Source organism: Silvania sp., from assembly GCF_051656365.1.
In the GTDB taxonomy this organism is placed as follows: domain Bacteria; phylum Pseudomonadota; class Gammaproteobacteria; order Enterobacterales; family Enterobacteriaceae; genus Enterobacter; species Enterobacter hatchlandensis.
The window spans coordinates 37,018-63,284 of sequence record NZ_JBOGBT010000023.1 but is presented as its reverse complement, the minus strand read 5'-3'; the positions used below and the strand labels follow the sequence as shown (position 1 = coordinate 63,284).

The window sequence follows — 26,267 nt, the reverse complement described above, 5'->3', positions numbered from 1 at the left end:
TTCCTTATTGTGTGAAAGGTCGGGTGAGTAACCCGATTGGGCCGGTGGTGTACCAGCGACGGTTGCCACGACTGCGCGAGTCGCGACCGACGGCCTGCGTCAGGCGGTCAAGAATAATGGCGAGGATCACGATCCCCACGCCGCCCACGGTCGCCAGTCCCATATCGAGACGGCCAATCCCGCGCAGCACCATCTGGCCGAGTCCGCCAACGGCGATCATTGAGGCGATCACCACCATCGACAGCGCCAGCATCAGCGTCTGGTTAACCCCCGCCATAATGGTGGGCATCGCCAGCGGCAGCTGGACTTTAAACAGCATCTGGCGCGGGCTGGCACCAAACGAACGCGACGCTTCGATAAGATCCGCCGGCACCTGGTTAATCCCCAGAATGGTCAGACGCACAATCGGCGGCAGGGCGAATATAATCGTCACCACCACACCCGGCACGTTACCGATCCCGAACAGCATCACAATGGGCACCAGATAGACAAACGCCGGAGTGGTCTGCATCGCATCCAGCAAGGGCCGAATAATCTTCGCGGCTCTGGGACTGCGCGCCAGCCAGATCCCCATCGGCAGGCCAATCGCCACGCAGAACAGCAGGGCGGTCAACACCAGCGCCAGGGTGATCATCGCCTGCGACCAGGCCCCAATCGCACCAATCGCAATCAGCGAGATAAGCGTGGCGATGCCCATTCCCGCGCTGCCAAACTGCCAGGCAATCAGCGAGAAAATCACAATCGCCACCGGGGCAGGCATCCCCAGCATCAGCTGCTGGAAGCCGTTAAGGATATAATCCACCGGCACGCGAATGCCCTGGAACAGCGGACGGAAGTGGGTCACCACCCAGTCGATGCCCTCGGTCACCCAGCTGTCGAGCGGGATCAGCGTTTTATGGAACGGATCCATAATATTGAAGTGTTCTGGCGCAGGCGCAGGTGCGCTGGTTAGCCAGTCGGCAGCACCGCCGCCGTCTGTAGGTGCTGCCGCCGGTGCGGCACCCCACGCGTCAGCAGATTGTGCCGCGCTGTCCGCCGCCTCGGTGGTTCCCCACGGGTTAGATTGATCAGCCATTGTTTGCCCCCTCGCGATCTAAAGCCTGCAGCAACATGCGTTTTGAGATGATGCCGACGTACTGTTGTTCTTCTCCGACGACCGGTACCGCACACGGCGCCTGGCCGACGTGGGAGAGCAGCTCGCTGAGCGGCGTTTCGGCGTCCACGGCAAGGGGGACGTCAATAAGCGCCGTATCGATACCCTGGTTTTCGCTGAGCGCGGTTTTCAGGGAGTCAATAGAGACCACACCAACAAATTTATTGCCGCGTTCAATCACATAGCCGTATTCGCGATCTTCATCCTGAAGTAATTTCAGCGCCGAGCGCGGGCCAAAGCCGGGGGTGCGACGAATAATGCCGTTTGGCGTGCGACGGGCAATATCTTTGGCACTAAAGACCTGGCTAATATCCACCCCACGGAAGAAGGTGCGCACATAGTCGTTGGCCGGATTATTGAGTATTTCATCCGGGGTACCGACCTGCACCACTTCGCCGTTTTGCATAATGGCAATTCGATCGCCAATACGCATCGCTTCATCCAGATCGTGGGAAATAAAGACAATGGTGCGCTGATGTTTTGCCTGCAGTTTTACCAGCTCATCCTGCATCTCGGTACGAATTAAGGGATCGAGTGCCGAGAAAGCTTCATCCATTAATAAAATATCGGGATTGATGGCTAATGCACGGGCCAGACCAACGCGCTGGCGCATACCGCCGGAGAGTTCATCCGGGTAGGCATGGGCGTAATTTTCCAGCCCCACCTGACGCAGCGCATCCAGCGCTTTTTCCTGACGTTCACCGGTCGGGATACCGGCTAATTCCATGCCAAATGCCGCGTTATGTAATACCGTTAAATGCGGCATCAGGGCAAATGACTGGAAGACCATCGCAATCTTTTTTCTGCGCACCTCACGGAGTTCAGCGTCCGATATTCTGGCGATGTCGACGCCATCAATCAGCACCTGTCCGCGGGTGGGTTCAATCAGGCGATTGAGAAGGCGAACCATAGTGGATTTACCCGAGCCGGATAATCCCATGATGACAAAAATCTCGCCTTCTTCAATGGCCAGACTGGCGTCTTTAACGCCAAGCGACAGCCCGGTTTTTTCCAGGATTTGTTCTTTTGAAAGTCCTTTTTCAATATATTTGAAGGCCCTCTGCGGGTGCTCGCCAAATACTTTATACAGATTCTTAACTTCTAATTTAATTGCCATGCAATAGAAAATGTCCTGTTATTTGTTTATGTCGATATCATTACCAGTAGAATAATTAACGGGTCATACCCTAACATACTCAGAATCTGAGACAACCCTCGATTAGCATGTGGCATGAATTTTGCCGCCGATGACCTGGCTGAATTTCCCATGAGATAAGGGCTGAGCGGTGGATCAATTTTTCTTCGGAAATATCTTATTGTAAGGGCAATTCAGGTGAGAATTACGATGAAGCAGGAGAATATGACAGAGGAATGACGGTGATGATTGGGGGAAAATAACACGCCGAAATCAGGGGAATTATATTCCCGTCCTGCGCATCATATTCCCCGGTTTTTTCTTACATCAGGGCGTTCTTATCGATCCCTAAGCGCTTCATGCGCGACAGCAGCGTGGTGCGCTTCAGGCCTAACCGATTTGCCGCGCCTCTTGGCCCGGCGATCACCCCGTTAGTCTCTTTCAGCACCCGCATAATGTGTTGATATTCCTCCTCGCCTTCACGGATCTCGCTGACGGCGGTTTCCGGTGCAGCGGTGTTCGCCACGCGCGGGAAATCAATATCCGGCAGCGACAGCTGGAGCACGTTGCCGCGGGTCAACAGCACCGCGCGTTCAATCACGTTTTCCAGCTCACGCACGTTGCCCGGCCACTCCATTTTACTCAGCTGGCGTAGAGTATCTGCCGGAATACTGTCGATCTGGCGGCCCAGTCGATGGGCAATTTTGAAGGTGAACGACTTCACCAGCAGGGGAATATCTTCCGGGCGCTCGCGCAGCGGCGGCAGGAAAATCGGGAACACGTTGAGGCGGTAATAGAGGTCGCTGCGGAATTCACGATCGGCGACCATTTGCGTTAAGTCGCGGTTAGTTGCAGCAATCAGGCGCACGTCGGTGTGAATAATACGGTTGCTGCCGAGGCGCTCAAACTCCTGCTCCTGCAGCACGCGCAGCAGCTTGGGCTGCAGTTCAACCGGCATATCGCCCACTTCATCAAGGAACAGCGTGCTTTTATCCGCCAGCTCGAATCGGCCAATGCGCTGGGCGCTGGCCCCGGTAAAGGCCCCGCGCTCGTGGCCGAACAGGTCGCTTTCCAGCAGGCCGGCAGGCATCGCCGCGCAGTTCATCTTCACCATCCGCCGATCGCTGCGTCCGCTCAGGTTGTGAATGGCACGGGCAATCAGCTCCTTCCCGGTGCCGGTCTCACCCAGAATCAGCACCGTGCTGTTGCTCCGGGCGACCATCTCTACCTGCTTCATCACCGTCATCATCGGCGAGCTGCGGCCAATAATTTCGCCAAAATCGGTGGCGACGTTGTTGATCTGCTCGGTGAGGGCAAGGTTTTCGTCGATCAGCCGCTCCTTGAGGTGGCTAATCTCCCGATAGGAGAGGGCATTATCCACGGCAATGGCGATGCGTTCGGCAATCTGGTTCAGCAGCTTGACGTTGGCGGCGGTAAACACCTGCGCTTTGCACTGGGCCAGCTTCAGGGTGCCGAGCACCCGGTCGCGGAAGATCAGCGGGAACAGGCACAGGGTCTGATCCTGCTCGCCCCACATATCAAACAGCATTCTTTCGTAAGGGGCGTGCTGATCCCGATGGTGCAGGTTCAGCATCAGCATCTTCTGGTCACGCATCACTTTTTCTGACAGGGTGCCTTTTTCGTCCACCTCGCTCTGATCGTGCAGCGGCGCGTTTTCATCCAGGTAGTGGGTGGAGTAGACGATGAGCTTTCCTTTGCGGTCGCTGCGCAGCACCATGCTGATGGAATCAATGCCGAAGTTGTGCTGAATTTCGCGCGAGACCTCGGTTACCAGCTCATCCAGGTCGAGCTTCGACAGTACGGCGTTGGTGATGGCGACCAGCAGGCGAAAATCGTTGCGCTCCCGGCACAGCAAATCATAACTTTCGCTATCGTTGCGGCGGGCCTGAATCTGCTCCACGGCCAGGCCGACCGCCTGGGTCAGCGTCTGCAGGCGGGAAAAGTCGTTATCGCTCCAGGGCGTATCCTGGCTGCGCAGGAACTCGCAGCCGCCGAAGATCCGCCCGTCGGCGGCCAGCGGCGTCAGGCAGTAGTGAGCAAACGGCGGGTAACACGCCAGCCCGGCCAGCGCCGGCCAGGTATCGCGGAAGGTGTCTGCCTTACAGTGCAGTACGTCCGGGCGCGAAAGCATCCGGCGGAACGGTCCGTTCGCCAGCTGGGGCTCATCTTCACAGCGGATATCCCGGTCCTGATCGTCGCTGCCGTACAGATACACCCGTCGCGGCTCCGGCTGCCAGAGCAAAATATTAACGTGGTCGGCGAGGTCTATCTGCCGGACGTGCTGAGTCAGCACCTGTGCCAGGGCGCAGAGATCGGGTTGTTGCAGCAGAGTACGGGTAATATCGAACAAGCCTTGATCAATAGGATCGTTCGTCGGTGTATACGACATGCGTGATATCCAGAAAATGAGAATCGACAGTCAGCAAATACGCGGCAGCGGTTCGGCATGGGGCAAATTCAGCGTGCGCTTCACGCCGTACAGTCCGGTGAGGCGGACCCCTTTACGCTCCACCACTTCGCCGATAATCGCCGCATTCTGACCTAACGGCTGCTGATGTAATAAGGCTAGCACCTGTTGTGCCGCGCTGCGCTCAACGACGATTGCCAGCTTGCCTTCGTTGGCGAAGTTGAGCGGATCCAGCCCCAGCAGTTCGCATGCGCCGCGTACCGCGGATTTCACCGGCAGGGCGCCTTCCTGCAGCTCAATGCCGCAGCCGCTGCTGGCGGCAAACTCGTGGGCGACGGCATTCACGCCGCCGCGCGTGGCGTCACGCAGGGCTTTTACGCCGGGCACATCACGCAGCGCCTGAATCAACGGCGTCAGCACTGCGCAGTCGCTTTGCAGATCGCCTTCGAGACCTAAGCCTTCGCGCAGGTTGAGGATGGTCGCGCCGTGATCGCCCAGGGTGCCGCTCACCAGCAGCACATCGCCGACCGCAATCTGGCGCATCCCCCAGTTTAACCCGCCGGGAATAGAACCGATACCGGCGGTATTAATAAACACTTTATCCGCCGCGCCGCGCGGCACCACTTTGGTATCGCCGGTGACAATGGTGATCCCCGCCGCCGCCGCCGTTGCGGCCATGCTGGTGACGATGCGCTCGAGGGTCGCCATCTCCAGCCCCTCTTCCAGAATAAAGCCGCAGGAGAGCCAGCGCGGGATAGCCCCGCTGACGGCGACGTCGTTGGCCGTGCCGCATACCGCCAGCTTGCCGATATCGCCGCCGGGGAAGAACAGCGGATCAATCACATAGCTGTCGGTGGAAAAGGCCAGCCGGTCGCCGTGTGCGGTTAGCTCATGTAGCGGAATGCGGGCCTGATCTTCCTGCTCGTTCAGCAGCGGGTTGGTGAAGGCACGCATAAAAAGCTCGCCGATCAGCTGCTGCATGGCCTGTCCGCCGCTCCCGTGGGCGAGGGTTATCTGTTTCAACTTTCACACTCCTGAGAACGGTACTGATACCAGGCGCTACACGCCCCTTCCGATGACACCATCAGCGCGCCAAAGGCGCTTTGCGGCGTGCATTTATTACCAAACAGCGGACACTGCGCCGGTTTGCAGCGCCCGGTCAGCACCGCCCCGCAGCGCGCCTCTGGATCGTCGCAGACGGCCTGCGCCTGCGGCGTAAAGTGATGCTCGGCGTCAAACTGGCGATAGCCTTCGGTCAGGTGTACGCCGGAGTGCTCAATTACCCCCAGCCCGCGCCATTCGCTGTCGCCTTCAATACCAAACACCTCGGCTATCGCCGCCTGCGCCACGGCGTTACCCGCCTCCGGCACAATGCGGCGATACTGATTTTCGACCCGACTGACGCCTTCGATCTTCTGCTCAACCAGCATCAACACCCCCTGCAGCAGATCGACCGGTTCAAACCCGGCCACCGCCAGCGGGCGGTTATGCTCCCCGGCGATAAAATCGTAGGCGTGGGTGCCAATCACCATGCTCACATGCCCCGGAGCCAGAAACGCGTCGATGCCGTTTTCCGGCTGTTCGAGCAGGCTTTTCAGTACCGGGATCAGGGTGATGTGCTGGCAGAAAAAGTAGAAATTCGACACCTTCGCGGCCTTCGCCTGGCGCAGGGTCAGGGCGGTGGCGGGCATGGTGGTTTCGAACCCCAGCCCGAAAAAGACCACCTTACGATCCGGATTTTGCTGGGCCAGCTTCAGGGCGTCGGCGGGGGAGTAAATCACCCGCACGTCCGCGCCGCGCATCCGGGCATCCAGCAGCGAACCGTTTTTACCCGGGACGCGCATCGCGTCGCCGAAGGTACAGAAGATCACCTCCGGGTGGTGGGCAATCTCAATACAGGTGTCAATGCGGCCCATCGGCAGGACGCACACCGGACAGCCGGGGCCGTGGATAAACTCGATGTTGTCGGGCAGGAGCTGATCGAGCCCAAACTTAAAGATGGCGTGGGTGTGCCCGCCGCACACCTCCATGATCCGCAGCGGGCGCTGGGCGGTATAGCGTAACGCCCCGGCGCGGACCTTGAGGGTCTCAATCAGGCGCATCACCTTCTGCGGATCGCGGTATTCATCAACAAAGCGCATTAGCGATGCTCCTCGCCAAACAGCAGCGAACCCACGTCCGGCTCGACGTCGAACATGTTCTGCAGGGCGGCGAGGGTGTCCAGCGCCTCCTCTTCATCTATTACGCTCATCGCAAACCCCACGTGGACCAGCACCCACTGGCCGAGGCGGCTGTTGCCGTTTTCGTCATGGATGCCGACCAGGGTCAGATCCACATCGCGCAGGATGCCGCAAACATCGACCTGGGCCTGCATGCCATCGTGGATGGCGCTAATTTTACCGGGAACGCCTATGCACATCGCTGCGTCTCCAGCCAGTCAAGCCAGGCATCCATGCCGTCGCCGCGAGTCGCGGAGACCAGCAGGATCTCGATTTCCGGATTCACTTCCCGGGCGGCGGTGAGGCATTTCTCGACGTCAAAGGTGAGGTACGGCAGCAGATCGACCTTATTCAGCAGCATGATGGACGCGGCGGCAAACATATGCGGGTATTTCAGCGGTTTGTCCTCGCCCTCGGTGACCGACAGCACCGCCACCTTATGACGCTCGCCAAGGTCAAAGCTTGCCGGACAGACCAGGTTACCGACGTTTTCGATAAACATAATCCCGCCGTCATCCAGCGGCAGGCGCTGCATCGCGTCATGGATCATCTGCGCGTCCAGGTGACAGCCTTTGCCGGTATTGACCTGAATCGCCGGGGTGCCGGTGGCGCGAATGCGTTCCGCGTCGTTCACCGTCTGCTGATCGCCTTCGATCACCGCGCAGGCCACGCGCTGCTGCAGGCGTTTTAAGGTTTCCGTCAGCAGGGTGGTTTTACCGGAGCCGGGGCTGGAGACCAGATTCAGCGCCAGCTGCTTTTTACGGCTGAACAACTCGCGGTTGCGCCGGGCCAGCTGATTGTTCTTGCCCAGCACGTCCATCTCTATCTCGACCATTTTGCGCTGGCTCAGGCCCGGCGCGTGGGTGCCCGCTTCGCCGTGACCGTAATCCAGCTGGCCTGTGCTGGCTTCAGCGGGGGCAAACGGCGTCGCGTCAATGCGCGTGACGCGCAGCGCCGGGCGTGGGGCAGGGGAGAACGGGGCGCTGCGAAAAGCAGAGTGAGGATTATGCTCGTCGCCTTCTATATATAAGTTGCCCTGGTCGCAACCGCAGGTGGTACACATGGTTTACTCCTGTTCAATTTCCAGACGGGTGATATGCAGCCCGTCGTCGGCAACGATATTCAAATCGCTGCCGCCGCAGTCCGGGCAGCGGCGCACGCGGTGGGTTAATAGCTGGACATACTGCTCGCAGTCCCGACACCAGCATTCCGCCTGCTGCTCTTCCAGATGCAGGTCGCAGCCTTCGGCGACCGTCTCCCGGCATACCAGCTCAAAGCAAAACTGCAGGGCGCTGCTTTCCACGCAGGAAAACGCGCCAACGCGCAGCCACACGCCGGTGACCCGCTTCGCGTGATGTTCATGAGCCTGGTGTTGAATCAATTCCAGCGCCTGCTGGCAGAGGGTGATCTCGTGCATAGTGCGTTTCCTGGTGAGGTCTTACCGGGTAATAGCAATATTGATGCCAGGTTTTAGTTAAAGGCGGGGAGAGGGTGTCTGCGTGCGGACAAAGATGACGAAATGACATGTCATTTTGTGTTGCTATTCACAACTAAAATTCAATTAATTATAAAAATCAATCAGTTAAAAACTGGCATGGAACGTGCTTAATGCAGTCAACTTCTTCAAAAAGAGCATTAGGTATTTCACCATGAACCTTTCCGAATTAAGCGAGAAAGCAAATTTTATTGCCGGACAGCAGCGCGTCCTGCGTACCCACTGGAATCACTACGGCAACTCATTGATTCAGGGCATTACGCTGTCTAAAGCCAGTCTGCATCTGAGCGTGGCCAGCAATACGGATAGCGGGCTGGGCTTCTGGCTGTTCGACCACTTCCTGATCCGCGTCACCCCTGAACAGGCGTTCAACGGCCATGTCTTTCACTACACCGTCGAAGCGCGGGACGAACAGGCCAGCGTGCTGATTGCCCGCGCCCGGCTGGGCGCTGACGGCCTGCTCGACGGCAGCATCAGCGTGGATGAGCGCGAGGCGGTGCTGTCTCATTTCCTCGATACCATCAGCGGGATCTACGCCGCGCTCTATCAGGCAACCGAACGCGGCGAATCGCTGACGCTCGAGACGCTCGCCAAACACCACGCTGTGGCCTGAATACGCTGTCGACAGGTGTCGAAATGACACTTTCGACACTTATCGTCAAAAATGACTCTCACCAGAGGACTCCAGGTGAATCGTTTTGTAATTGCTGATCCTACGCTGTGTATCGGCTGCCACACCTGTGAGGCGGCCTGCTCAGAGACCCATCGCCTGCATGGTCTGCAAAGCCAGGCGCGACTGAAAGTGATGCGTAACCGCAATGACTCCGCGCCGCAGCTTTGCCACCAGTGCGAAGACGCCCCCTGCGCCCAGGTGTGCCCGGTTAACGCCATCACCCGCATTGACGGCGCCATCCAGCTGAATGAAAGCCTGTGCGTCAGCTGCAAGCTGTGCGGTATTGCCTGTCCGTTTGGCGCCGTGGAGTTTGGCGGCAGCCGTCCGCGGGCGATCCCCGCCAACAGCAACACCAGCAAGGCGCCGATGGCACCGCCGGCACCCGCCCGCGTCAGCCCGTTCCTTGACTGGGTGCCGGGCGTGCGCGCCATCGCGGTGAAGTGCGACCTGTGCTACTTCGACCCCGACGGCCCTGCATGCGTGCGCACCTGTCCGACCCAATCCCTGCGGCTGGTCAATAACGACGACATCGCCCGCGCCAGCAAGCGCAAGCGTGAACTCACCATGAATACCGATCTGGGCGATCTGTCGCTGTTCCAGTCGCAACAAGGAGAGCGCGGATGAACGCCTTTTCGTTAATTAACCCGGCGCTGGGTCTGTTCCTGATAAGCGCCGTGCTGGCGTTTATCTTCTGCGCCCACAAGCCCCTGAGCGGCGCCATCGCCGGGATCGGCGGGGTGATTGCCAGTGCCATGACGGTGATGGCAGGGGTTATTACCCTGCTGGCCGACCCGCAGACCCTGGCGCTGCACGGGCAGATCGCCTGGCTGCACGCCGGGATGCAGTTGACCGGTATCCGCGCGGTATGGCTTGTCGCCATTGGCCTGCCAGCCTGTCTTATCAGTCTGTTTACCATCGCCTGGCAGCGTCACCCGCAGGTGAAAAATACCGGCGTGCTGGCGAACCTGCTGATGGCCGCCGCCGTGGCCGCCATCGTGGTCGATAACCTCGGCTGGCTGGTGGTGATGGCTGAAATCATGGCCCTGTGCGCCGCGTTCCTTACCGGCTGCGCCCAGTCCGGCAAGCTGTGGTTTGTGCTGGGTCGTCTGGGTACGCTGCTGCTGGCACTTGCCTGCTGGCAGGCGTGGCAGTTCTACGGCACCCTGGATTTTGTGGCCATGAATGCCATGGCCACCGCGCAGGCACCGGGTGCCAGCGTCTGGCTGCCGGGGCTGGCGGGCTTTGGCCTGCTGGCGGGCGTCATCCCGCTGCACGGCTGGGCACCGCAGGCGCATGCTAACGCCAGCGCCCCGGCTGCCGCGCTGTTCTCCACCGTCGTCATGAAGGTCGGGCTGTACGGCATGCTCACCGTGTCTCTCAGCGGGGCGTTACCGCCGCTGTGGCTCGGGGTGCTGCTGCTGGTGATGGGGATGATCACCGCCTTTATCGGCGGGCTGTACGCGTTGATGGAGCACAACATCCAGCGCCTGCTGGCGTACCACACCCTGGAAAACATCGGCATTATCCTGCTCGGCCTGGGCGCGGGCGTTACCGGTATCGCTCTGCACAGCAGCCTGCTGATTGCGCTGGGCTTCACCGGGGGGCTGTATCACCTGGTCAGCCACGGTCTGTTTAAAACCACGCTGTTCCTCGGCGCGGGCGCGGTGTGGTATCGCACCGGCCATCGCGACATCGAGAAGCTGGGCGGCATCGGCAAAAAAATGCCGCTGATCTCGCTTGCCATGCTGGTGGGCCTGATGGCGATGGCCGCATTGCCGCCGCTGAACGGCTTTGCCGGGGAGTGGGTGATCTATCAATCCTTCTTTAACCTCGGCACCCACGACGCCTTTATCGCCCGGCTTTTAGGGCCGCTGCTGGCGGTCGGTCTGGCCATTACCGGCGCGCTGGCGGTGATGTGTATGGCGAAAGTCTACGGCGTCACCTTCCTGGGCGCACCGCGCACCGCAGAAGCGGAAAATGCGCACGCCGCGCCGTGGCTGATGACCGTCAGTACCGTGCTGGCGGCGTTGTGCTGCGTGGCGGGCGGTGTTGCTGCCCCCTGGTTCCTGCCCGTGATTAGCCGCATGTTCCCGATGAGTGGCGGCGCTGTCTCCACCGTCTCGCCGCCAACGATCGCTCTGCTGCTGATCGCAGGGCTGCTGCTGCCGTTTATCGTGATGGTCATTTTCAAAGGCAACCGCCTGCCGAACCGCTCCCGCGGCTCTGCCTGGGTGTGCGGATACGACCATGAACAAGCGATGGTGATCACCGCCCACGGCTTTGCGATGCCGGTAAAAGAGTCCTTTGCGCCGGTGCTGAAGCTGCGCAAATGGCTGAACCCGGTGCGCTTTATCCCCGGCTGGCAGTGCGAATGCACCGCCGTATTATTCCACCGTATCGCCCTGATTGAGCTGGCGGTGCTGGTGGTGGTTATTGTGTCCCGAGGAGCCTGAACATGACTTTACTCTTTGCATTGATTCAGGCGCTGGTGCTGTTTGCCGTGGCGCCGCTGCTGGCCGGTATTACCCGTGTGGCGCGTGCCCGTCTGCATACCCGTCGCGGGCCGGATATCTTCCAGGAGTATCGGGATCTGGTGAAACTGCTGGGCCGCCAGAGCGTGGGCCCGGCGGCCTCCGGCTGGGTATTCCGCCTGATGCCGTTGGTGATGGTGGGGGTGATGTTCGCCATTGCTACCGCGCTGCCGGTGGTGACTGTCGCCTCACCAGTCCCGGCGCTGGGCGATCTGATTACTCTGATTTACCTCTTCGCCATCGCGCGCTTCTTCTTCGCCATCGCCGGGCTGGATACCGGCAGCCCGTTCACCGGGATTGGCGCAAGTCGTGAAGCGATGCTTGGCGTACTGGTGGAGCCGATCCTGCTGCTGGGCCTGTGGGTTGCGGCGCAGGTGGCGGGCACCACCCATATCAGCGCGGTAACAGCGACCGTTTACCACTGGCCGGTGGCGCACTCCCTGACGCTGATTCTGGCGATGTGCGCCTGCGCGTTCGCCACCTTTATTGAGATGGGCAAACTGCCGTTTGACCTCGCGGAAGCTGAACAAGAGCTGCAGGAAGGCCCGCTGTCGGAATACAGCGGCGCAGGCTTTGCGGTGCTGAAGTGGGGCATCAGCCTGAAACAGCTGGTGGTGCTGCAGATGTTCGTCGGGGTGTTTATTCCCTGGGGACAGATGACGCAGTTTTCCGCAGGCGGCCTGCTGCTGGCTATCGCGATCGCGGTGGTCAAGCTGGTGGCTGGCGTGCTGGTGATTGCGCTGTTCGAGAACAGCATGGCGCGCCTGCGCTTTAACGCCACCTCCCGTATTACCTGGGCCGGTTTTGGTCTGGCATTTTTAGCTTTCGTCTCCTTGCTGGCGGCGTGATTGTAGAGAATAACCATGTCTGAAGAAAAAGTAGGTCAACACTATCTCGCCGCGCTGCATCAGGCCTTCCCGGGCGTTGTGCTGGATGAGGCCTGGCAGACCAAAGATCAAATCACCGTGACGGTGAAAATCAACTATCTGCCGGAAGTGGTCGAGTTCCTGTACTACAAGCAGGGCGGCTGGCTGTCGGTGCTGTTTGGCAATGACGAACGCCAGCTCTGCGGCAGCTACGCCGTCTACTACGTGCTGTCGATGGAGCAGGGCACCCGCTGCTGGCTCACCGTGCGCGTGGAAGTGGACGCCGACAAACCGGAGTTCCCGTCCGTCACCCCGCGCGTGCCTGCTGCCGTCTGGGGCGAGCGCGAAGTGCGCGACATGTACGGCCTGATCCCGGTTGGCCTGCCGGACGAACGTCGGCTGGTGCTGCCGGATGACTGGCCGGACGAACTCTATCCGCTGCGTAAAGACAGCATGGATTACCGTCAGCGCCCGGCCCCGACCACCGATAAAGAAACCTACGAATTCATTAACGAACTCGGCGACAAGAAAAACAACGTGGTGCCGATTGGCCCGCTGCACGTCACCTCCGACGAACCGGGCCACTTCCGCCTGTTCGTTGACGGCGAGAACATTATCGACGCCGACTACCGCCTGTTTTACGTTCATCGCGGGATGGAAAAGCTGGCGGAAACGCGGATGGGCTACAACGAAGTCACCTTCCTGTCGGACCGCGTGTGCGGCATCTGCGGCTTTGCCCACAGCACCGCCTACACCACCTCGGTGGAGAACGCGATGGGGATCGTGGTGCCGGAACGCGCCCAGATGATCCGCGCCATTCTGCTGGAGGTGGAGCGTCTGCACTCGCACCTGTTGAACCTCGGCCTGGCCTGCCACTTCGTTGGCTTCGACTCCGGCTTTATGCAGTTCTTCCGCGTGCGTGAAACCTCCATGAAGATGGCGGAGATCCTTACCGGGGCGCGTAAAACCTACGGCCTGAACCTGATCGGCGGCATCCGTCGCGATCTGCTGAAAGACGACATGATCCAGACCCGCCTGCTGGCCCAGCAGATGCGCCGCGAAGTGCAGGATCTGGTGGATATTCTGCTGAGTACGCCGAACATCGACCAGCGCACCGTCGGCGTGGGCCGCCTCGACCCGCAGATCGCCCGCGACTTCAGCAACGTCGGCCCGATGGTGCGCGCCAGCGGCCATGCCCGCGACACCCGCGCCGATCACCCGTTTGTTGGCTACGGCCTGCTGCCGATGGAAGTCCACACCGAGCAGGGCTGCGACGTGATTTCGCGCCTGAAAGTGCGCATCAACGAAGTCTACACCGCCCTGAACATGATCGATTTCGGCCTCGACAACCTGCCGGGCGGCGAGCTGATGGTGGAAGGCTTTACCTACATCCCGAACCGCTTTGCGCTGGGCTTTAGCGAAGCGCCGCGCGGGGATGATATCCACTGGAGCATGACCGGCGACAACCAGAAGCTGTGGCGCTGGCGCTGCCGGGCGGCCACCTACGCCAACTGGCCAACCCTGCGCTATATGCTGCGCGGCAACACCGTCTCTGACGCGCCGCTGATTATCGGCAGCCTCGACCCGTGCTACTCCTGCACCGACCGCATGACGGTGGTGGACGTGCGGAAGAAGAAAAGCAAGGTGGTTCCGTATAAAGAACTGGAACGCTACAGCATCGAACGCAAAAACTCGCCGCTGAAATAACCCGGAGCACCCATGTTTACGTTTATTAAAAAAGTCATCAAAACCGGCGTGGTCACGGAGTCCTATCCGCTGCAGCCGATTGCGGTCGACAAAAATATGCGCGGCAAGCCGGAGCACAACCCGCAGCAGTGCATCGGCTGCGCGGCCTGCGTGAATGCCTGTCCGTCGAACGCCCTGACGGTGGAAACCGATCTGCAGTTCGGCCAGCTGACCTGGCAGTTCAACCTTGGGCGCTGCATCTTCTGCGGGCGCTGCGAAGAGGTCTGCCCGACCACGGCCATCAAGCTGTCGCAGGAGTACGAGCTGGCGGTGTGGAGCAAAGCCGATTTCCTGCAGCAGTCGCGCTTCGATATCTGCCACTGCCGGGTCTGCGAGCGCCCGTATGCGGTCCAGAAAGAGATCGATTACGTGATTGAACTGCTGCGCCACAACGGCGACAAACGCGCCGAATCGCACCGGGAGAGTTTTGAAACCTGCCCGGACTGCAAGCGCCTGCAGGGGCTGACCCCGTCGGACAAAATCCATCTGACCCGCGAAATGAAGGAAGCGACACGATGAGCGAACTGTTAGGGCCGCGTAACGAACAGGGGATCCCGGTGCCGGTGACGGTGGACGACTCCATCGCCAGCATGAAGGCCTCGCTGCTGAAAAAAATTAAGCGTTCTGCCTATGTCTACCGCGTGGACTGCGGCGGCTGCAACGGGTGTGAAATCGAAATCTTCGCCACCCTGTCGCCGATTTTCGACACCGAACGCTTTGGCATCAAAGTGGTGCCATCCCCGCGCCACGCCGATATTCTGCTGTTTACCGGCGCGGTCACCCGCGCGATGCGCTCCCCGGCGCTGCGCGCGTGGGAATCGGCCCCCGATCCAAAAATCTGTATCTCTTACGGGGCCTGCGGCAACTCCGGCGGCATCTTCCACGACCTGTACTGCGTCTGGGGCGGCACCGATAAAATCGTACCGGTGGACGTGTACATTCCCGGCTGCCCGCCGTCGCCTGCCGCCACCCTGTACGGCTTTGCAATGGCGCTGGGGCTTTTAGAGCAAAAAATCCACGCCCGCGAGCCGGGGGCGCTGGACAACCAGCCCGCCGATATCCTCCACCCGGAAATGCTACAGCCCCTGCGGGTACGCATCGATCGCGCCGCGCGCCGTCTGGCGGGCTACCGCTACGGTCGCCAGATCGCCGACGACTTTATGCGTCACCTGATCGAGGGCGACGAGAGCGTGGCCCGCTGGCTGGCGCACGAGAACGACCCGCGCCTGAACGAAATCGTCGGCAACCTCATTGAGGTGGTCGGGCAGGAGCGTATCTGATGAGTGAGACGGTGGTATTCAGCCAGCTTAGCCGTAAGTTCATTGACGAAAGTGACGACACCCCCGACGACGCCCAGCAGGTGATCTACTACGGGCTGGCGATCGGCCACCATCTGGGGGTCATCGACTGCCTGGAGGCGGCGCTGACCTGCCCGTGGGACGACTATCTGACGTGGATCGCCACCCTCGAAGCAGGGAGCGAGGCGCGGCGCAAAATGGAAGGCGTGCCGCGCTACGGGGAGATCGTCATCGACGCTAATCATATTGTGATGCTCGCCAACGCCTTTGACGCCGCAAGGGCAGGGCAGACGGCGCAGCAGCAGGAATGGAGCAGCCACATGCTTAACATGCTCCACGCCATTCACCAGGAAAACGCCATCTATCTGATGGTTCGGAGGCAACGTGACTGATGTATTACTCTGCGTCGGCAACAGCATGATGGGCGACGATGGGGCTGGTCCGCTGCTGGCCGAGATGTGCCGGGAATCTCCACGCGGCGACTGGGTGGTGTTCGACGGCGGCAGCGCCCCTGAGAACGACGTGGTCGCCATCCGCGAGCTGCGCCCGGCGCGGCTGTTGATTGTCGATGCGACGGATATGGGATTAAACCAAGGCGAGATCCGCCGCATCGACCCGGACGATATCGCCGAGATGTTTATGATGACTACCCACAATATGCCGCTGAATTACCTGGTGGATCAGCTGAAGGATGATGTGGGGGAGGTGGTGTTTTTAGGGGTTCAGCCGGATATTGTCGGGTTTTATTATCCGATGACGGAGAAGGTGAAAGCTGCTGTTGAGAGGGTTTATGAAAGCCTGGCGGACAGGGATGGGGTGCTGGGGTTTGGGGAGTTGTAAGGTTTATTGGGTAGTTTTGTAGGCCGTGCAAGGCGTCAGCCGCCGCCGGGCAGAAATGCGAGCACAATATACGCCTGCCGTCTAATGCCAGCGCCACCTAAAATATTTAAAATTCTTTGGATATTACGCAGCTCGTTTAAACGTTCTCTTAAAAGAGTGTTGTTTGTAAAATGTAATGCGCTTATTTACCGTTCGCTTGTTGCCTCTTATAATCGTCGGGTTTATTTAAGTTAAATTGCCAGGGGCGGCGAGGTGCTATAATCATGGTTAATATAATATGCAGGATGTTAAAACGGATTTTTAAGTCTTTACTCTCCGACTATGGCCCAGCCATATTGACAATATTATTCGCATTCGTACTGTTTTATTTTTTCCCAAACGGTCCCTTATGGCCTGTACCTGTGTTTTTTATATTGGTTCTGCTTTTTGTGAAGTGGTAAATCGAAATTCAATTTTGACGGGTAAACGAGGCCAGAAGTTTAAGGCTTGAGATCGCGTGAAATGCCAGGGAAGATGTTTATGCTTACCGTTGTGGTATGCCTAGCTACAGGTTGTGCGCCGTTATTGCCTTCTGGATGCCATAAAACTAGCGTAACGGGTAATTGCGGTTCTGGTCGCTGGGACGATCAGGATGAATGGGGCGCGCAGGCGCGGGGTATTAAGGCGGAGAGAGAGGGAAATATTGCTGAGCCAGAACGCTGGAAGGGCAAAAAGTGCAGATTGAATGTTGCATTTGCGCAGGATGTTTTTAGTTACAGGACATACGAAGGTGCGCCAGGAGATTACTGGCGCAACATAAGTTATATACTTGATTGCTATGCGTTAACGTATGAATACGTAAAAGTGTGCCTGAGGTATGAAATTTAGTTCTGTTTCTTCATTAAAAGTGTTTTTTTTCACGATAGAAACTTTCATTGAATGTAATCCTTTATACGTCGCATCCTCAGAATGTTCAGCCGTGTATACCCCGTTTTCTTTTTCAATAGCTGGGATTTTACTTGGGGTTTTCGTTTTTCCATTATTCTTTGCAAACCAAGATGCTGTTCCATGGTTGATTCTTGTGAAAACAAAAAATAATCCTTTTTGATTCGGTTGGCTTCGGATTTGAGCTTTAAATGTAATTTTCTCTCCAATTGGGATTGATTTGGAGAAAGCATAATATTGGACATCTCCAACATAAGCTTTAATTTCGATTTCATTGTCATCAATGATAGCCTTTTCAGGCAGAGAATCTATATACTTCTGTGACAGCGAAAACGCTCTATATTTTGCATTTTCATCAAACTTTAAAAAAACTTTACTATAATGCGATGACTGTGAGTTATCTAAACCTATTTTTCTTTTAATGTTTTGACCAATAAGGATTGTGTTTTTTTCTGTCGCTTGTTGTAATTTGGCAGCGACATCTACGTAAAATGATGTCGCTGTGATTTCTCGAGTGTTGTTTATCCCATAACTAGACCATAAAACAGCATCTTTGTCACCATGTTCGATTCCAATTCTCAGTCCTAATTCCTCAGTGTTAACATATTCCTTAAGACCGTTTATGACTTTTGAATTCATGAATTTTATTATGTAAGATGCGCTGTTGATTGCATCGATTGCGCTATCTACCTCTTTATCTCCTTCATTATCATTACTCCTAAAAAATGCCAGTATCGCATCTCCCATAATTCGATGAACAACGCCGCCAAATGCTTGAATTATTGCTATCGAATAGCGCAATATATAGTTTTTTATACGAAATACTATCAGTGGGTTATCTATTTCAAAACTTAGCTTTGTTGATCCTATAATGTCTATAAATAATGTGCTGGTATATCCGTATAGTATTTTCTGGTCTTCTTTACCTATTTCATTGAAATCTGGATGCGTACCAATCCCGTTATGGATGAATGTTCGAGAGCCAAAATAAATATTCATCAACTCGCTAACATTGTCTTCGTTTAAATCGTCATCGGCAATAGTATTGAGTTGGTAAGACGTACTTTCTAAAAAAAATGTATCACTTTCGAGCGAAAGGTTTCCTGAACGGCTCTGAAAACTTTCACGTGCTAATTTTTTTTCAATGGGATTTTGGCTTTTCTTTACTCCCTCTTTTGTTAAAATGTTTTTTATATCATTAAATGCTGATTCGAAGTTGTTTTTCATTTTTATTTCACCACGTACACGACTAAAATCAATAGAGATGTAAGGAGCGCGATTTTAATGCAGCGCATTGATTTTTTTTGAGCTTGATATTTAATTAAAATTGATTCAGCTAAATTGTAGTGAAGTCGACTTAGATCTTTAATAATGTTTTCTTTTTCCATCTCTCGCAAGCAGGAAAGCTCATAGGAAGTGACATCATAATTGCTATATACGTCTACGAATGAAAATGTATTACATCCTTTACTTTTTCCTGTGAATGGAGTTATTGCTGTAATTGATAAGTAAATTGAAGTTATTAAGCAAATAAAAATAAGAAGCACTGTTGCTTTTAATATTAGAAAAGCACAAGGCTCTGGGAATTCCGCGGAGAGATTTTTAAAGTTACTTGCTATTAAGGTTAGAAAAGCTGCAGATAAAGTCAATATGACTGTCGATTTTGTATTGGAATAATTTAAGTAACCATCTGTCCTAATTATTGATTTGATTAAATATTCAATTATTTGATCTTGATTGAGCTTTGCTTTTTGATTGTCCAATTTGGAACCTCTTTTTATTGTTAAATTAAAAATAACCTTGTTAACAAGTCGATTTGAGAAATGAAATTCACATATCTATATTTTGATGCAAGATCTATTAATATAGTAACAAGAACTTGCACTTAATCTAATCGTTAGGAATGATTTTTTCAGATTAAGCTAGCAAGAGTGAGAGGAATTATATTGTATTTTTATTGAAGGATCCAGATATTTCAGATGCCTATATATCCGGGGGAAACAACTAACTACATGACCAGCATTCCATTGATTGATACGGGATAGTGTCAAGTATGCAGTAATGATAATAATTTCGAAATTCCGTTGTTACCTTTAACAGATATGAAATGCTCCACATTAACAGCAATCGATATTGTAAGTGTATAAAAATATAACGTTACCAAAGCTCAACTTTGACCCCATCCTCAAACGCATTAAAGGGACCTGCCAAAGCCCCTTTTAACAACCTTAAATCAAAACGCGTTCACCGATTTCCACCCGCGCTTAATGCACGCTGATATACGGCTCCTTCACAAACTCATTCAGCAGCCAGACCAGATCGTGCAGCATCCCCGCCAGTTCTTTCTCGACGCTGGCGGGCAATGTTCCGCCCAAAATTGCCTGCACCAAAGCCAGCGCATAATCCACCTAGGGAGCGGTTTCCTGCCAGCAGTCCGGCATACAGGAGTTGAGTGTTTCCCCTTGGATCAACTGCACGATAAGGTGCGGCGGGAGTTCGGTATCACAGAGTTCACGCAGCTTTTGCAGCGCGCAGCAGATGTTCGCAGAGCGCAGTGCGGGATGCACTGTCATCTGTTTCGATCAATACGCTCACCAGCGCGGCGCAGCGGGCGGCGATCTCGAAGAGATCCGCTTCAACTGTAAGAGGCAGGGTGATGGAGTGGTCAGTAACGCGTTCGTCAGAGTGACAGCAAGTCAGTGTCGGGATAGAAGTCATATTGAGCATCCTATTAAAAATTTGCTCTGTAGAATGCGGGTTCCTACGCCCGATTGCGGATGTGCCGCAACGCAACCACTTTACGAATCTGATAACGAGAGTAAAAGCCTTAAACCTGAATTACATAACGTTACTTTAGAGGTTGCGAGGCGCCTTCCAGAAAGGCTATGTCAGGGGCGCTTCGCATGCCAGGCCAGGCCAGTTGGGATATCTGGCTGTTTTAAAAAGATAACTGTTCTCACTCAACATTACCCAATCAGTTTCAGGTCGGCTTTGCGGTGCCGCTTTTGCTCATCGTAATAATTCTCATGCGTTCCCAGGCTCAGGAGATAGATCTCCAGTCTCAGGTCCACCCAGGTGTAGCCGAGCAGGTACTGCTGCTTTCCCATGTAGAATTTATGCACCCACAGATAGCTGAGATCGCCTTTCTTGCGCTCGCCAATCTCCGGGTTTTCGATGATGCGATCAATTTCGTCATCAACGCTATCTTGATCGCTTTTGGTCAGGCGGTTGAAGGCTTTCTCAAAGCGGCTTGACTGGTAAACCTCAATTCCCTGACCGGTCTTTTCTGCGCACATATTTCTTCATTCTCCCGTTGTCCATTTCTGCTTTCGCCAGCAGGATTTCGTTGATGAAGGAAAATGACAGATCGGGATTCTCCTCAGCAATGCGGCCAATCTTAGCCCAGTGCTCAATCTGTTTGGGCACGCTACGGCTCATCGCCTCTGCGTGTATTTTCACTTCTTCAACAAAATCATCATCTAAGCGGATGCTTGTTGCCATTTTAAAACCTCATGATGTAATCACCCGTGCCAGTAAGGTATTGGGTGGTTTCAATCGATACGTCAGTGTTTGACGCACTACAGACAACACTATGCGACAATTTGTCGCGTAGTGCAACTTAGTGCCGCGCGAAGTTTGCTGGATGGTTGTGCCTGCTCCTAGCCCATAGCTATCCACCCACAAAACCCCATCAAAATCATGTCCTTAAAAAGGTAGTTTTCTGCAATAACTATTTACATTTTAATAACAATCCTTATCATTCTGAAAATCATTATCACCCGCGCGGGTGATGTTCTTGCCGTTCGGGCCTCAGGCCCCGGTATCTCGATAATTCAGGACGATCGCCACAATGAAACCGCATTGGTATCGGGCACTCAGCTCGGGTTTGTTTTTGACATTAGCCGCTAACGCCTCGGCTGAAACACAAAAAGATGACACCCTGGTGGTTGCCGCCAGCCGTACTAACCACACCATTGCCGATATGGCGCAGACCACCTGGGTTATCGAACAAGCCGACATTGAACAGCAGGTTCAGGGCGGTAAAGAGCTCAAAGAGGTGCTGGCGCAGTTGATTCCTGGTATGGATGTTAGCAGCCAGGGGCGTACCAACTACGGGATGAACATGCGTGGTCGTTCGATGATGGTGATGGTCGACGGCGTGCGCTTAAACTCCTCGCGCAGCGACAGCCGCCAGCTGGATTCAATCGATCCGTTTAACATCGCGCGCATAGAAGTGATCTCCGGCGCAACCTCCCTTTACGGCGGCGGCAGTACTGGCGGCTTGATCAATATCGTCACCAAAAAGGGCCAGCCGGAAACCGAAGTCGAGTTCCAGACCGGCGTAAAATCGGGCTTCAACAGCCATAACGATAATGACGAAAACGTCGCAGCGGCGGTCAGCGGCGGCAACGACCACGCTTCCGGGCGCATGTCGGTCGCTTATCAGCGCTTTGGCGGTTGGTACGACGGCAAGGGCGACGAGGTGAACATTGATAACACCCAGACCGGTTTACAATACTCCGACCGTCTGGACGTGATGGGCACCGGCACGCTGAACATCGACGAGCATCAGCAGCTGCAGCTCACCACGCAGTATTACAAAAGCGAATCCGACGGTAAGCACGGCCTGTATCTTGGCGAGAACTTCTCGGCCGTAACGGGTTCAGGCAACGCCTACAACAAAAACAATCTCGACTCCGACCGTATTCCGGGCACTGAACGCCACCTGATCAACCTGCAATACTCCAACACCGATTTCTGGGGTCAGGATCTGGTGGCACAAATTTACTACCGCGACGAAAGCCTGACGTTTTATCCGTTCCCGACGCTTTCAGCCGGTCGGGTCACCAGCATTGGCGCATCCCAGCAAAAAACCGATTTCTATGGCGGCAAGCTCACCATCAACAGCAAACCGCTGGATGATTTGACGCTGACGTGGGGTATCGATGCCGAACATGAAACCTTCGACGCCAACCAGCAATTTTTCGACCTCAACAAAGCGGCGGCCAGCGGCGGCATGAAGCTGGATGACGCTTACAACGTCGGGCGCTATCCGAGCTACAGCATCACCAACCTTGCCCCATTCCTGCAATCGAGCTACGACATCTCGGCGATCACCCTGAGCGGTGGCGTGCGCTATCAGTACACAGAAAACAAGGTCGATGACTTTATTGGTTACGCCCAGCAGCAGGGGATTGCCACCGGTCGAGCTACTTCGGCAGACGCGGTGCCGGGCGGGAAAACCGACTACAACAACCTGCTGTTTAACGCCGGTATTCTGGGTCATCTGACCGAGCGTCAGCAGCTGTGGTTTAACTTCTCGCAGGGCTTTGAGATCCCGGATCTGGCGAAATATTACGGCTCCGGCACATACCAGTTGGTGAACGGTCACTATCGTTTAGTGAACAGCGTTAACGTGAACGACTCAAAGCTCGACGGGATTAAAGTTGATGCTTACGAGTTGGGCTGGCGCTACACCGGGGATAACCTGCGCACGCAGATTGCCGGTTACTATTCGCTCTCTGACAAAACCATCAACATCAACAAAAGCGACATGACCATCAACGTGGAAGACGACAAACGTCGCATCTACGGTGTTGAAGGTCAGGTGGATTACTTCTTTACCGACAGTGAGTGGAGCACCGGCGCAAACTTCAACGTCATCAAATCGGAAACCCACGTCGACGGGAAATGGGAAAAACTGACGGTAGACAGCGCCAGCCCGTCCAAAATGAGCGCATGGGTCACCTGGGCACCGGGCGACTGGACGCTGCGTCTGCAAAGCACCCAGACGTTTGATTTGTCTGACGAAGCCGGTAAGAAGATTGATGGCTATAACACCGCTGATTTCATCGGCAGCTATCTTCTGCCGGTGGGCAAGCTGAGCTTCAGCGTCGAAAACCTGCTGGATGAAGACTACACCACCGCATGGGGACAGCGCGCCCCAGGTCTGTACAGCCCAACCTACGGTGCTGAGAACCTTTATACCTACAAAGGTCGCGGTCGTACCTTCGGCCTGAACTACTCGGTCTTGTTCTGATCGTCACTGCCGCCCGCATCGCGGGCGGCAGTTCGTCATCGTCATTTATGACGATGACAGTATCCCACCAAACAAAAACTCTTTAAATTCATTTAATTATATTCTGGCGCGATTTATGCATACCTCTGCGGGCTAACCCTCATTCCCGGAGATTAAGGATGAATCGTTTCATCATTGCCGACGCCAGCAAATGCATTGGCTGTCGTACCTGTGAAGTGGCCTGCGTGGTCTCGCACCACGACACCCAAGACTGCGCGTCGCTGACCCCGCAGAACTTCTTACCGCGCATTCACGTCATTAAAGGCGTCAACGTCTCCACGGCCACCATGTGCCGCCAGTGTGAAGATGCCCCCTGCGCCAGCGTCTGCCCGAACGGGGCGATCACCCGCGATAACGACTTCGTCCACGTCCATCAGGAACGCTGCATCGGGTGCAAAACCTGCGTGGTGGCCTGTCCGTATGGCGCGATGGAAGTGGTGCTGCGTCCGGTGGTTCGCCACATCGGCAGCGGCCTGAACGTGGTTTCCGACAAAGCCGAAGCCAACAAATGCGACCTCTGCCATCACCAGCCGGACGGCCCGGCCTGCGTCCAGGCCTGCCCGACCAATGCCATCGTCTGTATCGATCGCAAAAAGCTTGAGCAGCTGAGTCTCGACAAACGCCGCCGTGCGGCAATGGACGATCTTTCTTCGCTGATGCTGTGAGCATCCGCGTCTCTTTTCACTTTTAGCAGGTCTGTTACTGATGAAAAAAATCACCAGCGTCTGCCCGTACTGTGGTGCGGGCTGCAAATTAAAACTCGTCGTTGAGAAAAATAAAATCGTCCGTGCCGAAGCGGCAGAAGGCGTCACTAACCAGAATCAGCTGTGCCTGAAGGGCTACTACGGCTGGGATTTCCTCAACGATACCCGGCTGCTGACGCCGCGCCTGACTCAGCCGATGATCCGCTACCAGAAGGGCGGCAAGCTGGAGCCGGTCTCCTGGGATGAGGCCATTCGCTACACCGCCGAACGGCTGAGCGACATCAAGGCTAAATACGGTCCGCGGGCGATCATGACCACCGGCTCGTCACGCGGCACCGGCAACGAAACCAACTACGTAATGCAGAAGTTTGCCCGTGGGGTGCTGAACACCAACAACGTCGACTGCTGCGCCCGCGTCTGTCACGGCCCGAGCGTGGCCGGACTCCAGCAGACGCTGGGCAACGGGGCGATGAGTAACTCCATCAGCGATATCGAAAACTCAAAATGCCTGCTGATCTTCGGCTACAACTGCGCCGACTCGCACCCGATCGTCGCCCGCCGGGTGATCAAGGCCAAACAGAACGGCGCAAGGGTGATCGTCTGCGATCCGCGCAAAATCGAGACCGCGCGCATTGCCGATCGCCATCTGCAGATCAACAACGGCTGCAATATGGCGCTGGTGAACGCCTTCATCTACACCCTGCTGGAAGAGAACCTCTACAACAGCGACTACGTGGCGCAGTACACCGAAGGGCTGGACGCGCTACGTGACACGGTCAGCGACTACGCGCCGGAAAACGTCGAAGACATTACTGGCGTCACCGCCAAACAGATCCGCGAGGCGATGCGCATTTACGCCGCCGCGCCGTCCGCCACCGTGATGTGGGGGATGGGCGTGACCCAGTTCGGGCAGGCGGTGGACGTGGTGAAAGGCCTGTCGACGCTGGCGCTGCTCACCGGCAACCTCGGGCGCGAACACGTGGGCGTCGGCCCGGTACGCGGTCAGAACAACGTCCAGGGCGCGTGCGACATGGGGGTGATCCCCAACCAGTTCCCTGGCTATCAGGACGTGGTCGACCCGCAGGTGCGCGAGAAATTTGCCCGCGCGTGGGGTGTCGATCCGCAGTTGATGGATGACCAGGTGGGCGTGCGCATCACCGAAGTGCCGCACCTGGCGCTGGAGGGCAAGGTCAAAGCCTATTACATCATGGGTGAAGATCCGCTCCAGACCGAAGCGGATCTCGGGCTGGTGCGTAAGGGCTTTGAAGCGCTCGACTTCGTGGTGGTGCAGGACATCTTTATGACCAAAACCGCTGAAGCGGCGGACGTGCTGCTGCCTGCCACCTCGTGGGGCGAACACGGCGGGGTCTTTACCTGCGCCGACCGCGGCTTCCAGCGTTTTGAAAAAGCCATTGAGCCGCAGGGCAACGTCAAGCGCGACTGGGAGATCATCAGCCTTCTCGCCACCGCGATGGGCTACCCGATGCACTACCGCGACAACCAGCAGATCTGGGACGAAATGCGCGAGCTGTGCCCGCTGTTCTTCGGCGTGACCTGGGAAAAAATGGGCGACATGGGCCACGTCCAGTGGCCGTGCCCGACGCTGGATCATCCGGGTACGCCGTGGCTGTACGAGGGTAACCGCTTCGACACCCCGAGCGGCAAAGGCCAGCTGTTTGCCGTGAAGTGGCGCAAGCCTGCGGAAGTGCCGGACGCCGACTATCCGCTGGTGCTGTGCACCGTCCGCGAGGTGGGGCACTACTCCTGCCGCTCGATGACCGGCAATTGCGCGGCGCTGCAGACTCTGGCAGATGAGCCGGGCTTTGTGCAGATCAACCCGCAGGATGCTGAGCGGCTTGGCGTCACCGACCGCCAGCTGGTGTGGGTCAGCTCCCGTCGCGGGAAGGTGATCAGCCGCGCGGATGTGAGCGAGCGCATCAACCTGGGCGCGGTGTACATGACCTATCAGTGGTGGATTGGGGCCTGCAACGAACTGACCCAGGACAACCTCGATCCGGTCTCCAAAACGCCGGAAACCAAATACTGCGCGGTGAAGCTGGAGGCCATTGCCGATCAGCGCTGGGCGGAAAACTACGCCCAGACCACCTACAGCGCCATGAAGCAACGCCTGCGCGAGGCGGTAGACAGTTAATGGCAGAACCTGCGGGCCGCACAG

General features: G+C 56.2%; 26 protein-coding genes. 12 read left to right on the top strand and 14 right to left on the bottom strand.

The window, feature by feature from the left end; genetic code table 11:
• Positions 1-4: 4 nt before the first annotated feature.
• The 8 genes from proW to hypA form a co-directional block, all read right to left on the bottom strand.
• The gene (gene proW / locus ACRDD5_RS04275) at positions 5-1,075 is read right to left on the bottom strand and encodes a glycine betaine/L-proline ABC transporter permease ProW (RefSeq protein WP_438676039.1); all 1,071 of its coding nucleotides are present in this window, start codon (positions 1,073-1,075) and stop codon (positions 5-7) included.
• On the bottom strand, positions 1,068-2,270 hold the full coding sequence (gene proV, locus ACRDD5_RS04270) for a glycine betaine/L-proline ABC transporter ATP-binding protein ProV (protein ID WP_438676038.1): 1,203 nt from the start codon (positions 2,268-2,270) through the stop codon (positions 1,068-1,070). The genes proW and proV overlap by 8 nt, the downstream gene beginning before the upstream one ends.
• A 340-nt stretch (positions 2,271-2,610) precedes the next feature.
• A complete protein-coding gene (gene flhA, locus ACRDD5_RS04265; protein ID WP_438676037.1) occupies positions 2,611-4,698 on the bottom strand; it encodes a formate hydrogenlyase transcriptional activator FlhA in 2,088 nt (695 codons plus the stop codon).
• A 30-nt stretch (positions 4,699-4,728) separates the two neighbouring features.
• Positions 4,729-5,739, bottom strand: coding sequence for a hydrogenase expression/formation protein HypE (gene hypE / locus ACRDD5_RS04260; protein ID WP_438676036.1), 1,011 nt, complete (start codon positions 5,737-5,739; stop codon positions 4,729-4,731).
• Complete coding sequence (gene hypD / locus ACRDD5_RS04255) at positions 5,736-6,857, bottom strand: hydrogenase formation protein HypD (RefSeq protein ID WP_438676035.1); 1,122 nt, start codon at positions 6,855-6,857, stop codon at positions 5,736-5,738. Before hypD ends, hypE begins: the two co-directional genes overlap by 4 nt.
• On the bottom strand, positions 6,857-7,135 hold the full coding sequence (locus ACRDD5_RS04250; protein WP_271281907.1) for a HypC/HybG/HupF family hydrogenase formation chaperone: 279 nt from the start codon (positions 7,133-7,135) through the stop codon (positions 6,857-6,859). Before ACRDD5_RS04250 ends, hypD begins: the two co-directional genes overlap by 1 nt.
• Positions 7,126-7,998 (bottom strand): hydrogenase nickel incorporation protein HypB, encoded by an 873-nt coding sequence (gene hypB, locus ACRDD5_RS04245; RefSeq protein ID WP_438676034.1) that lies wholly within the window; start codon positions 7,996-7,998, stop codon positions 7,126-7,128. Before hypB ends, ACRDD5_RS04250 begins: the two co-directional genes overlap by 10 nt.
• 3 nt (positions 7,999-8,001) lie before the next feature.
• The gene (hypA, locus tag ACRDD5_RS04240) at positions 8,002-8,352 is read right to left on the bottom strand and encodes a hydrogenase maturation nickel metallochaperone HypA (RefSeq protein WP_271281909.1); all 351 of its coding nucleotides are present in this window, start codon (positions 8,350-8,352) and stop codon (positions 8,002-8,004) included.
• Positions 8,353-8,584: 232 nt separating this feature from the next.
• Here hypA and ACRDD5_RS04235 point away from each other — a divergent pair, with 232 nt between their 5' ends.
• From ACRDD5_RS04235 to hycI, 9 genes are all read left to right on the top strand, one after another.
• Positions 8,585-9,043 (top strand): transcriptional regulator, encoded by a 459-nt coding sequence (locus ACRDD5_RS04235; protein WP_271281910.1) that lies wholly within the window; start codon positions 8,585-8,587, stop codon positions 9,041-9,043.
• Positions 9,044-9,118: 75 nt separating this feature from the next.
• The gene (locus ACRDD5_RS04230; protein ID WP_271281911.1) at positions 9,119-9,727 is read left to right on the top strand and encodes a 4Fe-4S binding protein; all 609 of its coding nucleotides are present in this window, start codon (positions 9,119-9,121) and stop codon (positions 9,725-9,727) included.
• The gene (hycC, locus tag ACRDD5_RS04225; protein ID WP_438676033.1) at positions 9,724-11,556 is read left to right on the top strand and encodes a formate hydrogenlyase subunit 3; all 1,833 of its coding nucleotides are present in this window, start codon (positions 9,724-9,726) and stop codon (positions 11,554-11,556) included. Before ACRDD5_RS04230 ends, hycC begins: the two co-directional genes overlap by 4 nt.
• Before the next feature lie 2 nt (positions 11,557-11,558).
• Complete coding sequence (locus ACRDD5_RS04220; protein ID WP_438676032.1) at positions 11,559-12,482, top strand: respiratory chain complex I subunit 1 family protein; 924 nt, start codon at positions 11,559-11,561, stop codon at positions 12,480-12,482.
• A gap of 15 nt (positions 12,483-12,497) precedes the next feature.
• Positions 12,498-14,207, top strand: coding sequence for a formate hydrogenlyase subunit HycE (hycE, locus tag ACRDD5_RS04215; RefSeq protein ID WP_438676031.1), 1,710 nt, complete (start codon positions 12,498-12,500; stop codon positions 14,205-14,207).
• A 12-nt stretch (positions 14,208-14,219) separates the two neighbouring features.
• Positions 14,220-14,765, top strand: a complete 546-nt coding sequence (locus tag ACRDD5_RS04210; protein ID WP_271281915.1) for a formate hydrogenlyase complex iron-sulfur subunit — start codon at positions 14,220-14,222, stop codon at positions 14,763-14,765.
• Positions 14,762-15,526 carry an NADH-quinone oxidoreductase subunit NuoB gene (gene nuoB / locus ACRDD5_RS04205; protein WP_438676030.1) on the top strand — a complete coding sequence of 255 codons (765 nt, stop codon included), beginning with the start codon at positions 14,762-14,764 and terminating at the stop codon, positions 15,524-15,526. The genes ACRDD5_RS04210 and nuoB overlap by 4 nt, the downstream gene beginning before the upstream one ends.
• Positions 15,526-15,936, top strand: a complete 411-nt coding sequence (locus ACRDD5_RS04200; RefSeq protein ID WP_438676029.1) for a formate hydrogenlyase maturation HycH family protein — start codon at positions 15,526-15,528, stop codon at positions 15,934-15,936. The genes nuoB and ACRDD5_RS04200 overlap by 1 nt, the downstream gene beginning before the upstream one ends.
• Positions 15,929-16,384, top strand: a complete 456-nt coding sequence (gene hycI / locus ACRDD5_RS04195; RefSeq protein WP_438676028.1) for a hydrogenase maturation peptidase HycI — start codon at positions 15,929-15,931, stop codon at positions 16,382-16,384. The genes ACRDD5_RS04200 and hycI overlap by 8 nt, the downstream gene beginning before the upstream one ends.
• Before the next feature lie 822 nt (positions 16,385-17,206).
• On the opposite strand, the gene ACRDD5_RS04190 is transcribed toward hycI, so the two are convergent.
• The 6 genes from ACRDD5_RS04190 to ACRDD5_RS04165 form a co-directional block, all read right to left on the bottom strand.
• Positions 17,207-18,535 carry an adenylate/guanylate cyclase domain-containing protein gene (locus ACRDD5_RS04190; protein ID WP_438676027.1) on the bottom strand — a complete coding sequence of 443 codons (1,329 nt, stop codon included), beginning with the start codon at positions 18,533-18,535 and terminating at the stop codon, positions 17,207-17,209.
• 2 nt (positions 18,536-18,537) lie between these two features.
• Positions 18,538-19,071 carry a hypothetical protein gene (locus ACRDD5_RS04185; protein ID WP_438676026.1) on the bottom strand — a complete coding sequence of 178 codons (534 nt, stop codon included), beginning with the start codon at positions 19,069-19,071 and terminating at the stop codon, positions 18,538-18,540.
• Between the two features lie 501 nt (positions 19,072-19,572).
• Entirely contained in the window at positions 19,573-19,716 is a 144-nt protein-coding gene (locus ACRDD5_RS04180; protein ID WP_438676025.1) for a hypothetical protein, read from the bottom strand.
• A 103-nt stretch (positions 19,717-19,819) separates the two neighbouring features.
• A complete protein-coding gene (locus ACRDD5_RS04175) occupies positions 19,820-20,026 on the bottom strand; it encodes a hypothetical protein (RefSeq protein ID WP_438676024.1) in 207 nt (68 codons plus the stop codon).
• 248 nt (positions 20,027-20,274) lie between these two features.
• Positions 20,275-20,604, bottom strand: coding sequence for a type II toxin-antitoxin system RelE/ParE family toxin (locus ACRDD5_RS04170; protein WP_271281921.1), 330 nt, complete (start codon positions 20,602-20,604; stop codon positions 20,275-20,277).
• The gene (locus tag ACRDD5_RS04165) at positions 20,573-20,809 is read right to left on the bottom strand and encodes a TA system antitoxin ParD family protein (RefSeq protein WP_271267385.1); all 237 of its coding nucleotides are present in this window, start codon (positions 20,807-20,809) and stop codon (positions 20,573-20,575) included. The genes ACRDD5_RS04170 and ACRDD5_RS04165 overlap by 32 nt, the downstream gene beginning before the upstream one ends.
• Positions 20,810-21,158: 349 nt before the next feature.
• Here ACRDD5_RS04165 and ACRDD5_RS04160 point away from each other — a divergent pair, with 349 nt between their 5' ends.
• From ACRDD5_RS04160 to fdhF, 3 genes are all read left to right on the top strand, one after another.
• Positions 21,159-23,348, top strand: a complete 2,190-nt coding sequence (locus ACRDD5_RS04160) for a TonB-dependent siderophore receptor (RefSeq protein ID WP_438676023.1) — start codon at positions 21,159-21,161, stop codon at positions 23,346-23,348.
• Positions 23,349-23,506: 158 nt separating this feature from the next.
• Entirely contained in the window at positions 23,507-24,052 is a 546-nt protein-coding gene (gene hydN, locus ACRDD5_RS04155; RefSeq protein ID WP_438676022.1) for an electron transport protein HydN, read from the top strand.
• Positions 24,053-24,092: 40 nt separating this feature from the next.
• A complete protein-coding gene (gene fdhF, locus ACRDD5_RS04150; RefSeq protein ID WP_438676021.1) occupies positions 24,093-26,243 on the top strand; it encodes a formate dehydrogenase subunit alpha in 2,151 nt (716 codons plus the stop codon).
• Positions 26,244-26,267: the final 24 nt, after the last annotated feature.

Coding starts and splice junctions, on each gene's coding strand:
- proW (WP_438676039.1), bottom strand. CDS start 1,075: ATGGCTGATCAATCTAACCCGTGGGGAACCACCGAGGCGGCGGACAGC.
- proV (WP_438676038.1), bottom strand. CDS start 2,270: ATGGCAATTAAATTAGAAGTTAAGAATCTGTATAAAGTATTTGGCGAG.
- flhA (WP_438676037.1), bottom strand. CDS start 4,698: ATGTCGTATACACCGACGAACGATCCTATTGATCAAGGCTTGTTCGAT.
- hypD (WP_438676035.1), bottom strand. CDS start 6,857: ATGCGCTTTGTTGATGAATACCGCGATCCGCAGAAGGTGATGCGCCTG.
- ACRDD5_RS04250 (WP_271281907.1), bottom strand. CDS start 7,135: ATGTGCATAGGCGTTCCCGGTAAAATTAGCGCCATCCACGATGGCATG.
- hypB (WP_438676034.1), bottom strand. CDS start 7,998: ATGTGTACCACCTGCGGTTGCGACCAGGGCAACTTATATATAGAAGGC.
- hypA (WP_271281909.1), bottom strand. CDS start 8,352: ATGCACGAGATCACCCTCTGCCAGCAGGCGCTGGAATTGATTCAACAC.
- ACRDD5_RS04235 (WP_271281910.1), top strand. CDS start 8,585: ATGAACCTTTCCGAATTAAGCGAGAAAGCAAATTTTATTGCCGGACAG.
- hycC (WP_438676033.1), top strand. CDS start 9,724: ATGAACGCCTTTTCGTTAATTAACCCGGCGCTGGGTCTGTTCCTGATA.
- ACRDD5_RS04220 (WP_438676032.1), top strand. CDS start 11,559: ATGACTTTACTCTTTGCATTGATTCAGGCGCTGGTGCTGTTTGCCGTG.
- hycE (WP_438676031.1), top strand. CDS start 12,498: ATGTCTGAAGAAAAAGTAGGTCAACACTATCTCGCCGCGCTGCATCAG.
- ACRDD5_RS04210 (WP_271281915.1), top strand. CDS start 14,220: ATGTTTACGTTTATTAAAAAAGTCATCAAAACCGGCGTGGTCACGGAG.
- nuoB (WP_438676030.1), top strand. CDS start 14,762: ATGAGCGAACTGTTAGGGCCGCGTAACGAACAGGGGATCCCGGTGCCG.
- ACRDD5_RS04200 (WP_438676029.1), top strand. CDS start 15,526: ATGAGTGAGACGGTGGTATTCAGCCAGCTTAGCCGTAAGTTCATTGAC.
- ACRDD5_RS04190 (WP_438676027.1), bottom strand. CDS start 18,535: ATGAAAAACAACTTCGAATCAGCATTTAATGATATAAAAAACATTTTA.
- ACRDD5_RS04175 (WP_438676024.1), bottom strand. CDS start 20,026: ATGACTTCTATCCCGACACTGACTTGCTGTCACTCTGACGAACGCGTT.
- ACRDD5_RS04170 (WP_271281921.1), bottom strand. CDS start 20,604: ATGTGCGCAGAAAAGACCGGTCAGGGAATTGAGGTTTACCAGTCAAGC.
- ACRDD5_RS04165 (WP_271267385.1), bottom strand. CDS start 20,809: ATGGCAACAAGCATCCGCTTAGATGATGATTTTGTTGAAGAAGTGAAA.
- ACRDD5_RS04160 (WP_438676023.1), top strand. CDS start 21,159: ATGAAACCGCATTGGTATCGGGCACTCAGCTCGGGTTTGTTTTTGACA.
- hydN (WP_438676022.1), top strand. CDS start 23,507: ATGAATCGTTTCATCATTGCCGACGCCAGCAAATGCATTGGCTGTCGT.
- fdhF (WP_438676021.1), top strand. CDS start 24,093: ATGAAAAAAATCACCAGCGTCTGCCCGTACTGTGGTGCGGGCTGCAAA.